The sequence below is a fragment of the Providencia sp. genome (assembly GCF_052096715.1).
GTDB lineage: Bacteria > Pseudomonadota > Gammaproteobacteria > Enterobacterales > Enterobacteriaceae > Providencia.
Genome location: NZ_JBQDNB010000025.1, coordinates 1 through 12965, shown reverse-complemented (window position 1 = coordinate 12965; position 12965 = coordinate 1). Strand labels below are relative to the sequence as shown.

Annotated in this window: 10 protein-coding genes; 7 read left to right on the top strand and 3 right to left on the bottom strand. The window is 35.5% G+C overall.

Translation table 11 applies throughout. From position 1 onward, the window contains the following. Positions 1-400: 400 nt before the first annotated feature. The 5 genes from ACTH6U_RS16475 to ACTH6U_RS16455 all read left to right on the top strand — a co-directional run bounded on the left by ACTH6U_RS16475 (position 401) and on the right by ACTH6U_RS16455 (position 5754). The gene (locus tag ACTH6U_RS16475; protein WP_441832668.1) at positions 401-1798 is read left to right on the top strand and encodes a YcjX family protein; all 1398 of its coding nucleotides are present in this window, start codon (positions 401-403) and stop codon (positions 1796-1798) included. Next, a complete protein-coding gene (locus tag ACTH6U_RS16470) occupies positions 1795-2850 on the top strand; it encodes a YcjF family protein (protein ID WP_294110872.1) in 1056 nt (351 codons plus the stop codon). The genes ACTH6U_RS16475 and ACTH6U_RS16470 overlap by 4 nt, the downstream gene beginning before the upstream one ends. A gap of 238 nt (positions 2851-3088) precedes the next feature. Beyond that, complete coding sequence (gene tyrR / locus ACTH6U_RS16465; RefSeq protein ID WP_294110868.1) at positions 3089-4648, top strand: transcriptional regulator TyrR; 1560 nt, start codon at positions 3089-3091, stop codon at positions 4646-4648. Positions 4649-4752: 104 nt separating this feature from the next. After that, positions 4753-5085 (top strand): hypothetical protein, encoded by a 333-nt coding sequence (locus tag ACTH6U_RS16460; RefSeq protein ID WP_441832667.1) that lies wholly within the window; start codon positions 4753-4755, stop codon positions 5083-5085. Between the two features lie 294 nt (positions 5086-5379). Next, entirely contained in the window at positions 5380-5754 is a 375-nt protein-coding gene (locus ACTH6U_RS16455; RefSeq protein ID WP_336431075.1) for an ATP-binding protein, read from the top strand. Between the two features lie 92 nt (positions 5755-5846). On the opposite strand, the gene tpx is transcribed toward ACTH6U_RS16455, so the two are convergent. Then, entirely contained in the window at positions 5847-6350 is a 504-nt protein-coding gene (tpx, locus tag ACTH6U_RS16450) for a thiol peroxidase (protein WP_434718833.1), read from the bottom strand. A gap of 771 nt (positions 6351-7121) precedes the next feature. Between tpx and ACTH6U_RS16445 the strand changes: the two genes are divergently transcribed. Both ACTH6U_RS16445 and zntB read left to right on the top strand, forming a co-directional pair. Further along, a complete protein-coding gene (locus tag ACTH6U_RS16445; RefSeq protein ID WP_441832666.1) occupies positions 7122-8741 on the top strand; it encodes a peptide ABC transporter substrate-binding protein in 1620 nt (539 codons plus the stop codon). Between the two features lie 389 nt (positions 8742-9130). After that, complete coding sequence (zntB, locus tag ACTH6U_RS16440; RefSeq protein ID WP_294110859.1) at positions 9131-10114, top strand: zinc transporter ZntB; 984 nt, start codon at positions 9131-9133, stop codon at positions 10112-10114. 318 nt (positions 10115-10432) lie between these two features. On the opposite strand, the gene ttcA is transcribed toward zntB, so the two are convergent. Together ttcA and catA are read right to left on the bottom strand one after the other, a co-directional pair. Continuing rightward, positions 10433-11347, bottom strand: a complete 915-nt coding sequence (ttcA, locus tag ACTH6U_RS16435) for a tRNA 2-thiocytidine(32) synthetase TtcA (protein ID WP_441832665.1) — start codon at positions 11345-11347, stop codon at positions 10433-10435. Positions 11348-11978: 631 nt separating this feature from the next. Beyond that, a complete protein-coding gene (catA, locus tag ACTH6U_RS16430; RefSeq protein WP_294349912.1) occupies positions 11979-12620 on the bottom strand; it encodes a type A chloramphenicol O-acetyltransferase in 642 nt (213 codons plus the stop codon). Positions 12621-12965: the final 345 nt, after the last annotated feature.

Here is a 12965-nt window from a genome sequence, read left to right as displayed (position 1 = left end):
ATCACATTTATGGGAATAGGGTTTTATACCGTATTCCCTATGTTTTTATTGTCCAATTGGGACTGTGAATAATGCCAATAAATGCAAACAACAAGCTCAAGCAACATACGAAAAAAATAGTTATTAGCAAGAGTCTAAAATGGGTATTAACACTATTGATTACTTATGGACCAGGCGGGATTTTTGGAAAAATTTTAAAGATTATTGGTAGTAAATGGTTGTTAAATCGGCTGACTAAGCGAATGATAAGATAAAAGATATATTGCTAATTATTTTGTTTATAAAAGCCAATATTGAAAAATATTTGTAGCTACAAAATAAATTAATCTAATTTAAGTAATAGAAATAGTTCAGTAAGTCGCTATATTTAATGATAAAAGTATTGAAAAATGGGACGATCATGAAACGACTACAGAATGAATTGACTGATTTGGTGAATCGCGGTGTGGATCGCCATGTAAGACTTGCAGTAACAGGACTTAGTCGTAGCGGAAAAACGGCATTTATCACATCCCTTGTTAACCAACTGCTTAATGTAAACACAGGCGCTCGTTTGCCATTATTTTCAGCGGCAAGAGATAAACGAATATTAGGTGTAAAACGTATTCCTCATCGTGATTTATCGGTGCCTCGATTTGCTTATGATGAAGGTATTGCTTCACTTTATGGCACGCCGCCTCAATGGCCGACACCGACGCGTGGCGTTAGTGAAATTAGATTGAAGTTACATTACCGTTCAGATGATTCTTTTATTCGTCACTTTGTTGATAATTCAGCTTTATACGTAGAAATTGTGGATTATCCGGGCGAGTGGTTATTAGATTTACCGATGCTTGATTTAAGTTATTTGGCTTGGTCGAGTCAAATGAACGTTTTATTGAAGGGGAAAAGGGCACATTTAGCCAATGAGTGGCTACAGTTATGTAAAAAATGTGATCCATTAGCACCTGTAGATGAAAGCCTTTTAGCTGATACATCAAATGCATATACTGAATATTTGCAAGAGTGTAAATTACAAGGGCAACATTTTATTCAACCCGGTCGATTTGTTTTACCAGGTGAGCTCGCGGGTGCGCCAGCATTACAGTTTTTTCCTTGGCCAGATATCGAAAAGTACGGTGAAAAAAAACTGGCTCAGGCGGGTAAAAATACCAATATTGGTGCGCTACAACGTCGTTATCAATATTATTGTGAACATGTGGTTAAAGGTTTTTATAAAGATCATTTTCAACGTTTCGACCGTCAAATTGTTTTAGTAGATTGCTTACAGCCTTTAAATAGTGGCCCAGATGCGTTTAATGACATGAGAATGGCATTGACTCAGCTCATGCGTAGTTTTCATTACGGTAAACGAACTTTACTAAGACGTATGTTTTCGCCTTGTATTGATAAACTCTTGTTTGCCGCAAGCAAGTCAGACCATGTGACTTCGGATCAACATGCAAATTTAGTTTCTTTATTGCAACAGCTAGTCCAAGAAGCTTGGCAAAATGCCGCATTTGAAGGGATTAGTATGGATTGCGTAGGGTTGGCGTCAATACAAGCAACAGAAAGTGGTATTGTTGATTATAAAGGTGAAAAACTGCCGGCGCTAAAAGGTGAACGTTTAATTGATGGACAACCGATCACATTTTACCCAGGAGAAGTGCCTAAACGTTTACCCAATGCACATTTTTGGCAGCAGCAAGGTTTTCAGTTTGAAAACTTTAGGCCTCGTCGAATTTCACTTGATCAGCCATTACCACACATTCGTATGGATAGTGCCCTTGAGTTTTTATTGGGAGATAAATTGAAATGAGTGAGCCACTAAAACAGCGAATTGATTTTGCAGACCTTGATGAGGCAAAACAGCAAGATATACTCAAAAAAGCACAAATTTTTGATGAACAAACACTCGAAAAATTTATTCCGGTGGATATTGAGGCTGAACAAGATAATCAAGACGGCGAAGTTGAAAGCTTAATTAATGATGCATTAAAGCCTAAACGTAGCTTTTGGCGTAAATTAGTCACCACAGCAGCTGCAATTTTTGGGGTTAGCGTTGTTGCTCAATTAGGTATTTGGATCCATCAATCGTGGATAACGCAAGATTGGACTGCATTAGGTACCGCGGCTGCGGGTGGATTAATTATTGTGGCTGGCGTTGGTTCGATTGTAGGCGAGTGGCGACGATTATATCGATTAAGAGAACGAGCACAAGAGCGTGATTTTGCGCGTGAATTGCTTCATAGCCATGGCATGGGTCAAGGTAAAGCTTTTTGTGAAAAATTGGCTAAACAATCAGCACTTTCTGCGGAGCATCCCGCTATTCAACGTTGGCATACAACGGTACTTGATACCCATAATGACCGTGAAGTAGTTGAGTTATATAGTAAATTAGTTCAGCCTGTTCTTGATGAACATGCACGAAAAGAAATTAGTCGTTCAGCCGCTGAATCGGCACTAATGATTGCGGTTAGCCCATTAGCGATGGTTGATATGGCATTTATTGCTTGGCGTAATATTCGTTTAATTAATCGTATTGCCGCGATATATGGCATTGAATTAGGCTATTATAGCCGCATTCGATTATTTCGTATGGTCTTGATTAACATTGCTTTTGCAGGTGCTTCAGAGCTTATTCGCGAAGTGGGAATGGATTGGCTGTCTCAAGATATTACTGCGCGTTTATCAACTCGTGCAGCCCAAGGTATTGGTGCGGGTCTGCTAACAGCGCGCTTGGGTATTAAGGCGATGGAGCTTTGTCGTCCACTGCCGTGGATTGAAGATAAACCTCGATTAGCCGATTTTCGTCGCCAACTAATTGGACAGTTAAAAAATGCCATTCCAAGTAAAAAAGAAAAATCATAAGATGTAAAAGAGATTGGCAGGGTGAGTTGACAGTTTTTCTCATCCTGCTCTATTTCGTATAGATCCTGAATCTTATTTCAGCTCTAACTCGTGAAATCATCACAAGTTATCAGTTTAAGCATCTCGTTAGCTCCCGTAATACAAACTGTCAACAATATGTGACACAACTACTGTATTCCAACTCTATTTGGCGCTAAAATGCCTCCAATCAATATTCTTTCTTGAAAGGTTTATGCCCATGCGCCTCGAAGTTACTTGCCAAGACCGTATCGGTCTAACCCGTGAATTATTGGATCTTTTAGTGCTACAAAATATCGACCTAAAAGGCATCGAAATATCCGTCGAGCGCAAGATATACCTTAATTTTACCCCCGTTGACTTTGAAGTTTTTAGTACGTTAATGGCTGAAATCCGTCGGATCAATGGTGTAATTGATGTCCGACGTATTTTTTTCATGCCATCAGAGCGGGAACATAAAGCAGTATGGGCGTTACTTAATTCATTTCCAGAACCTGTTTTGTCTATTGATAATAAATTAAGCATTGAACTGGTTAATCCAATGACACTGCAATTATTTGGTTATGATGAAGCTAAAATAAGACAAAAAACATTTTCACAGCTGGTCACTAGCCATGGGTTACTGCGTTGGTTTGAACGTGAATCACCAGAACCATATACGGAAAAAATAGTGATAAAAGGTTTCGATTACTTAATGCAAGTTACACCGATTATTTTGGCTGATGAAAATGGTAAATCGCATTGTACTGGCGCTGTTCTATTATTGAAGTCAGCAGCTATTTTAGAAAAGCAGCGTAAACAAGTTGTTGAGGCTGATAATAATGGTTTTGAACAAATAGTGGCTGTTAGCCCCGTGATGGCTCAGGTTGTTGAACGAGCAAAGCGCGTGGCCTTGTTAGATGAGCCTTTATTGTTAGTCGGAGAAACAGGGACAGGTAAAGATATATTAGCTAAAGCATGCCATTTACATAGCTCACGCGGCAATGCGCCGTTCCTTGGCCTTAACTGCGCCTCAATGCCTGATGATGTCGTTGAGAGCGAGTTATTTGGTTATGCAGCCGGAGCATACCCGAATGCTGTTGAGGGAAAAAAAGGTTTTTTTGAGCAAGCAAATGGTGGAACCGTTTTACTTGATGAAATTGCTGAAATGTCATCCCAAATGCAAATAAAATTACTGCGTTTTCTTAATGATGGTACTTTTAGACGGGTAGGGGAAGAGCGTGAAGTTAAAGTTAATGTGCGGGTTATTTGTGCAACACAAAAAAACTTACCAGAGTTAGTTGCTGAGAAAAAATTTAGGGAAGATCTTTATTATCGCCTTAATGTATTAACATTAACAATTCCACCGTTACGCTCACGCAAAGAAGATATTCTTCCACTGACAAAAGTCTTTGTTTCAAGCTTTTCTAAAGAGTTAAATATATCAGAACCTAAACTTGCTTCATCACTCCTTGAATCTCTAAATCGTTACTATTGGCCCGGTAATGTTAGGCAATTACGTAATGTACTTTATCAAGGATTAAGTCAGTTAGAGGGAAATTTATTTGAGGCTGATGATATTCAATTACCGGATGTTGGTAATGTACCGAATGTTGCTCTTGACTCATTAAATGGTTCTTTAGATGAAATAACTAAGCGATATGAAGCTTCTGTTTTATCACGTTTATATCGAGATTATCCAAGTACTCGTAAACTTGCTAAGCGCCTTGATATATCCCATACCGCTATAGCAAATAAATTAAGAGAATATGGATTAAGTGCAAAAAAAGAGCAAGAGTAAATAAAATGAGAAAAAAAATTCAATTTGGCATTACTATTTTAGCTTTCAGTTTTAGTTTTTATTCTATGGCACAAAATAGTCAGCCCTCTCATTAGCTGGATAAAGTGTGTAAGAGCCAAAAACAAGAAATGGCGGATGTTTATGAAAATGGCGCACTGACAGAATGTTATTTTAAAAATGCATCACTGCTTCAAGCTTATGAAAAATACAGAAGTTTGCTAGGACAAGACGACCAATCTTTTCTTAGTAGTAAGCTAGTTTTAAATAAAAATTTAGAAACCAAATGCAGCAATGATAATTGCATCTCAGTTAATTATAATTGGGATGGCATTGAGAAATTAAATATAGAACAAGTATTTGCTGGTGGTGAAACACATCTAGAATTTAATCAAGATAAAAAAGGTACACGTCTAGAGATCAGATATTTCCCTGATTAATTTTGATATCGTTTAAATATATTTAATTTATTCAACAAGGCTATAGGTACTATGAAATATGAGAATGCCACTTAGCCTTTCTATCCTCTTTACGTATTAATTTCTTGTAGATAACCGACAAAACCCTAATAAGATTGTTGCTAATAGCCTATTTTTTCTGCTATAGCTATATAAGAAGAGGGAGAATGTATTTAATTGTCATTTAATAAAAAGCACGCAGATCATGAATGGTATATATTTCAATAAATTAAAATCAATATCGTAAAGTTGGCGATGAGCCCACAAGGAGTTGCAATGGATCAATTCACTATTAATTTTATTGTAAACCTGAAATTACGTGAATACATGAATCAGCGTCATTATAAAAGTGATATGTTTGAATCTGCGGCATCTGCTGCTGAACTTTATTTAATGAATAAAGCGGCTGTAAAATATTTAACTAAAAAAAATCGGTTTACTTGGGAAGCATTGGTTAAAAATGGCCGAAAACCAAGAGATTTAATCATTGATATATTGACTTCTTGTTGCCCTGTAACACAGGATCAAGCATTAAAAATATTAGGTACACTCTCTCATTCACTTATTAGTATGATGAGTGAAAATAAACTGTTTGCTAATGTAGTTAATGCAAAAAATCATCATCCATTATACTGGGCCCATATAGATTGATAATAAAAAAGTAGCAGACAATTATTGAACTGCTACTTTGTTTTATTTTAAATGTGAATGACTTTAAATATCGTCATACACTAAGTATTGTATTATTTCACACTATTGAGAGCTGCGTCATAATCAGGCTCTTCAGTAATTTCTGGAACTAGTTGGCTATAAATCACTTTGTTGTTTTCATCAAGTACTACAACAGAGCGAGCGGTTAAACCTTTCAATGGGCCACTTGAAATTGCGACACCGTAATCATCTGCAAACGATGGGCTGCGGAATGTAGATAAAGTGACTACGTTATCAAGACCTTCAGCGCCACAAAAACGTGCTTGAGCAAATGGTAAATCAGCAGAAATACATAGTACAACCGTATTGGTTAATTCACTTGCCAATTGATTGAATTTACGAACTGATGCAGCGCACACACCTGTATCGACACTTGGGAAAATATTTAAAATCTTACGTTTCCCTTGAAAGCTTTCAAGTGTTGCTTCAGAGAGATCTTTAGCGACTAAAGTAAATGATTTAGCTTGTGCGCTAGGCTGTAAAAAAACACCATTAACTGTAATGTCATTTCCTTTTAACTTAACTGTTTGTGACATGAATTTTTCTCCCGTTCTAAGTTGAGTAATTAACAACTTAACCCTTTGATTGAATAAAACCTTTGCGATTATAGGGATTTATCCAGATTAAGTAGTATTACTGCGTAGTTTACATTTATGATTGACCAAACTGAGTGCTTTTAATACGATTCTTACACTTAAAAATAATTCACATAGAGCGTTGTCACCTGACCCCTAATAAATCAGCAACTCAAGATGCTTAGGAAGAACAACGCTTACATCAATAATTTATATAACGTAAATCATGACAATGTGAATAGCTAATACATATTAACTATTACACCATTAGGTATTGTCTGGAGCCACAGTACCTAAGGATAATTAGTGTTTATGCTTATGTTGCTATTGTGTCGCACTCTAAGAGCTAGTGTAACAAAATGAGTCTTCCTATGTATTAGTTTCTTTGCATTCAATTCACTTAATCGAATAAGTACGTCAAAAAATGAGGATATGGATACAAGAGGTTATTATTTTTATCACATGTAATACATTGAATTCTATTTATTTAATTTTTTATTTATGTTTGTTTATGTGAGCCAAAAATTAGGCGGCGTATATGGATTTTTAATAAACGAAAGCATATGATGCTAAAGAGATAAATTATAGTTTGATCGCGAGGCTGGGTATTTGGTCAAATTTTGTCGCTAGATAATTATAATTTTATTATTTCTTACTTAGCTGATTTTCTTCATGTTTATGTGTCGAATATTTAGCTGACTCTTGACAACAAAAACAATATAGAAAAATAAAATGCATAAACACACTTTTACCTCATTAGCTGTATTATTGGCATCAATTATTGGTACTACACCTGCGATTGGCGCTATTGTCCCCGAAGGCACCCGATTGGCAGTTGTTCAGCAAGTCACTCGTCATATCAAAGATGAACCAGCGTCATTAGACCCTATTAAGTCAGTAGGCTTAACAGAAGCACAGGTGATGCGTGATTTATTTGAAGGTTTAGTTAATCAGGATAATCAAGGTAAACCGATTCCTGGTGCAGCATTGAGCTGGACTACAACAGATAATAAGGTATGGATCTTCAAATTACGCCCTGATGCCCGTTGGTCTAATGGTGAATTAGTTACAGCAGATGACTTTGTATATAGTTGGCGTCGGCTTGTTACACCAACGAACACGTCACCGTTTGCATGGTTTGCCGCACTTGCAGGTATCAATAATGCACAAGAAATTATTGATGGTAAGACACCTGCAGAAAATCTAGGTGTAGAAGCTATTGATAAATACACATTAAAAATTGTTTTAAATAAACCTGTGCCATATTTTCCTTCATTGACGGCAAACTTTAGTTTATTTCCAGTTCACCGTGAAACCATTGAGAAGTTTGGCGCTGACTGGATTAAGGTCGGTAATTTAGTTGGTAATGGCGCATTTGAACTTTCCGATCGTGTTGTAAACGAAAAAATTGTTTTAACGCCCAATCGTCAATATTGGGATCATAAGAATACAGTTATTACTAAGGTGATATTTGTTCCTATTAATCAAGAATCTCAAGCGACTAACCGTTATTTAGCTGGTGACTTAGATATTACGGAATCATTTCCGAAACAACGATATAAAAAATTATTGAAAGATATTCCTAACGAAGTGTTTACGCCGGATCAGTTAGGTACATATTATTATGCCTTTAATACTCAGCGTGCGCCGACTAATGATGTACGGGTACGTAAAGCATTGTCGATGACGATTGATCGTCAGTTAATTGCGGCTAAAGTTTTGGGTACGGGTGAAAAACCCGCTTATTATTTTACACCAGATGTAACTGATGGATTTAAACCTCAGCTAAAAGGCTCTCAGTTTTCACAGAAAGAATCAGATCAGCAAGCCAAAGCGTTATTAAAAGCGGCAGGCTATAGTGAACAGAATCCTTTAGAATTAACATTATTGTATAATAGTTCGGAGAACCATCAAAAAATTGCTATTGCAGTCGCATCTATGTGGAAAAAAAAGCTTGGTGTTCAGGTTAAACTCGTTAATCAAGAATGGAAAACGTATATAGATAGCCGCAATACGGGAAATTTTGATGTGATTCGTGCATCGTGGATTGGCGATTTTAATGAGCCTTCTACATTTCTATCATTATTGACATCTAAACATACTGGCAATATTCCTAAGTATAATAGCCAGCAATATGACCAAGTGATTTCTTCCGCAAATATTGAAACGAATGAAGGTCTACGTAATAGCTACTATAATCAAGCCGAATCTATTATTGCAAAAGATGCACCTATTGCACCTATTTACCAATATACAAATGCACGCTTAATTAAGCCATGGCTGAAAGGGTATCCGATTGGGAATCCAGAGGATGTTGCTTATAGTCATAGTTTTTATATTATTCAACATTAATGGTGCTACTCAGTCCATATTTGTATGGGCTGATTTTTATAATAAAGAATAAAAAGAAAGTAATATTTTGATAAATAAGGATATAAGGATAAAAAAGCTCCTCCCACTGGAGAGAAGGAAGGAGAATCTAAAAGGAATAAACACTACAATATGAATGATAAGGAAATTATTCTGAGTTTTATTGTTCGTTTGTGTCAAAAAATGTGATTATTTTTAGCAAAAATGGCGATTTTAACGATTTTGCTGTGTATTTATTAACTCAACAGCCAGTTAACGCTTATTTTTAGCACAAAAAAAAGACATTGATAAAAAACCTTTTGTTGAAAATATTGCAATCTTTCTTTTATTCTATTATTAATAACTTATTGTTAATAAAAAGGGATATTTGCATGGCGTTGGTTTATGGTTCTTTATTTCAAAACTCAAATCCTGTACATGCATTTCAGTTAAATGGTGACGGTGGATTACTTCCCATTGATGTGAATGCGAGCGCAACGCAGCAATCTCCATTTTGGTTACACTACGATTATAAAAACCAAGATAGTTTTCAATGGATACAACAATCAGATTTATTTAACGAACAGGTTAAATCTGCGCTTTCAGGTCATTCAGGTCGCTGGCGTATTATCCGTGTTGGTGATGGTGTGTTACTTACATTACAAACACTGAATACGAATATGGGGCAACGCCCTGAGCAATTAGTCGCCTTTCGCGTTTTTATCAATAGTCGTTTAATTGTATCTAGTCGACATCGAAAAGTTAATTCCTTAGATAGTGTTATTGGCGATTTAAAAGAAGGTATTGGTGCTCAGAGTACGGGTGATTGGTTAGTGGAGGTCACTGATGCAATTACAGATGAAATTAGTGATTTTACTGATTCATTGCACGAACGTTTAATCGAGATGGAAGATTACATATTACGTGGCGAAATTCCGGAAAGAGGGGAATTAGCGCTGTTGAGAAAACAGATTATCGTTGTGCGCCGTTATATGGCACCTCAAAGAGATATGTTGTCGCGATTAACGGCTGAAAAACTATTATGGCTTGATGATGATGACCGACGTCGACTACAAGAAATTTCAGATAGATTAGGTCGCTGTATTGAAGATTTAGATGGTTTTATTGCTAGAACGGCGATTATGTCCGATGAAATCACGAATATGATGACAGAAATGATGAATCGACGAATTTATACGATGTCATTAATGGCGATGATCTTTCTACCGACTACTTTTTTGACTGGATTATTTGGCGTGAATTTAGGCGGTATTCCTGGTGGTGAATTTAGATTTGCTTTTAGTGCTTTTTGTATTTTATTAGCCTGTCTTATTGGTACTGTATTTTGGTGGCTAAGAAAAAGTCGTTGGCTCTAAAAAAGACGAGTTATTTTTGGTAAACGGAACTAGTTTGAGATAAATCAATAAAACTAATAGAGTTTTAGTGCATTATTAGTTCCGCAGGTGAATGCAACGTTGAGCGATGAACGTTGTGCTCCATAATTGTAGTTTTTCTCATATTGAGTTTTTATACAGAATAATTGACCACTGTAATGCCGACAAAATTATGTCGGCTTTTTTTTGCCTGAAATTTGAGAATAATTATCAGCAATTAAAAGTGGTATTGTTGACTCATAATAGCTTCTAGATAAGAAGCTATTAGTGAGACCTAGAGTAGTGCGAATGGCTAGAAAGCTATTTTATTTCAACTACATTGAGACGTTCAGCATTAAAATTAGGCTTATCATCCTCATCGATTACGGCTTGCACTGGAAATTCTTCACGATCAAACGCAAGGTCGCCACCATTGATAATGTCATCACCATGTGAAATATTTTTAAAATCAAACAATTCAGTATCGCATAAATGTGATGGAACGATATTTTGAGTCGCACGGAACATAGTTTCAATGCGTCCAGGGTGACTTTTGTCCCAATCTCTCAGCATTTCCTTAATAACTTGGCGCTGTAAGTTAGGTTGTGAACCACATAGGTTGCAAGGAATAATTGGAAATTCTTTTGCTTCAGCAAAGCGTTCAATATCTTTTTCGCGGCAATAAGCAAGAGGGCGAATAACAATATGTTTTCCATCATCACTCATTAATTTAGGTGGCATTCCTTTTAGTTTGCCACCATAAAACATATTTAAAAAAATTGTTTGTAATATATCATCGCGATGGTGGCCAAGTGCAATTTTTGTGGCGCCGAGCTCACTTGCTGTACGATATAGAATACCACGGCGTAGACGTGAACATAAAGAACAGGTGGTTTTACCTTCAGGTATGATTTCTTTTACGATACTGTAGGTGTTTTCTTCAACAATTTTATATTCGACACCTTGTGTATTGAGATATTCAGGCAAAATATGCTCAGGAAATCCCGGTTGTTTTTGATCTAAATTAACGACAATTAAAGAGAATGAAATTGGCGCACTTTTTTGCAAACTTTGTAGAATTGAAAGTAACGTATAGCTATCTTTTCCGCCGGATAGGCAAACCATGATGCGGTCACCCTCTTCAATCATGTTAAAGTCAGCAATAGCCTGACCTACATCACGGCGTATTCTTTTTTGTAATTTATTAAAGCTATATTGTTCTTTTTGAGTATTCATTTTCTATTGTTCGGTAATGTCGTCAGTTATTGTTTAAGTTTCTGAAAATAATGTATTTTTAGGTTTTAATTGTTATCGGTAGTTGTACAGTAGTTCTCTTTAGCTCTATAGAACGCTGTAATTGGAAGTAGCGCTGTAATCGAACAATTCACAGATGAAAAACTAAAAATTATTTTCGGTGAAAATACCTGAAAAGGGGACATATAATAGCAGAAGCAGAGGGGGTTACGATACTAGTAAGTAAAAAGAAACAGAGCAGTGCTTAGCAAATAAACTTGATCGGTGAATAGTACGAGCATCACCAATAAAAATAGACAAAAATGCATTTTTATAGAGAATGTAATAAGTTAATAAACCTTCAAAGGACTTTGTTTATCTTATTGAATTTACTCATAATATATTTTATTTTTTTATAGAAAAAGGAAAGATAATGCCAATAATAAACACAGTTGATATATTCTCCCTGACGCTTGTCAGTACCATTAAAATGGTAATCACTCCGTTGGAGTATGTCATCCAAAATGAGATAGTGGGAGATATATTTTTTATGTCATGGGTTTTGTTTATGTAATTCATATTTCAAAAAAAGGGAGGGATAGGTTGACGTCTCCAGCCCTTTATAAGTTAAATATTAATCGGTTAATTCATTGCAGAATAGCTGTAGCTGATTAATAAATCGCGCTACATGGAAGCCATCACACACTGCATGGTGAACTTGGATCGCTAGCGGTAATAAATATTTTTCATTGTCTAAAAAAAATTTTCCCATCGTAAAAATCGGGGCATAATTTTTTGTAATATCCGCGATATTTAGATTGAAGCTATCGAAAGTTAACCATGGTAGAGATGATACGTAGAAAATATTATCGATCTGTTTTGGTTGTGGTGACAAGCTTAGGTCGTCACTATAAAGTGATATTTGTTGATTATAATTCATCATAAAAATATCAATATCATCAGAGTATTCGCACCATAAAGATGAAAAGGTCTCTGTATCTTGATGAAAAATAGTAAAGTTTGGACTAACAATATCCCATAAAATTAGCTCAGTATCTTTTTTTGCTAGCCGAAATTCAGCGTATCTATTTACGGTTTTAGATAGTAGATAAATGATAGTAGGATAAAATCCATAACCTTTAGATTGTATGAATTTTTTTAAGTGAGTTATATCTATCTTTGTGGTTAAGCTAAATCCACAGTTTAGTTGGTCTTCAAATAATTGAAAATGTTCTTTGCGTTGCCAAGTTTCAATATTAAATTTAATGTATTGCATTGTTTAATCCCTTCTAATTAATAAAAAAATAAATTTATTAGAAGGGTGCTCTTTCTGCTTTAGAAAATACCATTAGGACTCCTTATCATTTTTTAAGTGAAAATTTAGTGTACGTAAGGTCTTGAATTTTGTCTAGTAAAATAGAGGATAATAGCATGAAAACATTGAGGTTAATGATAAGTACCATAATGGTAATATGAAAATAGTCGATTTTAAAAAACTGTTGAGGTATTAAATAATAAAAAATAAATTACGGTTATAAAAAATTCATTATCAATTTGATGTATTTTAAAAAATCAGCAATAAAAACTAATCTTAATTAAGATTAAGTTAACTAAAAATAAA

Coding starts and splice junctions, on each gene's coding strand:
- catA (WP_294349912.1), bottom strand. CDS start 12,620: ATGCAATACATTAAATTTAATATTGAAACTTGGCAACGCAAAGAACAT.
- tpx (WP_434718833.1), bottom strand. CDS start 6,350: ATGTCACAAACAGTTAAGTTAAAAGGAAATGACATTACAGTTAATGGT.
- zntB (WP_294110859.1), top strand. CDS start 9,131: ATGGCGTTGGTTTATGGTTCTTTATTTCAAAACTCAAATCCTGTACAT.
- tyrR (WP_294110868.1), top strand. CDS start 3,089: ATGCGCCTCGAAGTTACTTGCCAAGACCGTATCGGTCTAACCCGTGAA.
- ttcA (WP_441832665.1), bottom strand. CDS start 11,347: ATGAATACTCAAAAAGAACAATATAGCTTTAATAAATTACAAAAAAGA.
- ACTH6U_RS16455 (WP_336431075.1), top strand. CDS start 5,380: ATGGATCAATTCACTATTAATTTTATTGTAAACCTGAAATTACGTGAA.
- ACTH6U_RS16470 (WP_294110872.1), top strand. CDS start 1,795: ATGAGTGAGCCACTAAAACAGCGAATTGATTTTGCAGACCTTGATGAG.
- ACTH6U_RS16475 (WP_441832668.1), top strand. CDS start 401: ATGAAACGACTACAGAATGAATTGACTGATTTGGTGAATCGCGGTGTG.
- ACTH6U_RS16445 (WP_441832666.1), top strand. CDS start 7,122: ATGCATAAACACACTTTTACCTCATTAGCTGTATTATTGGCATCAATT.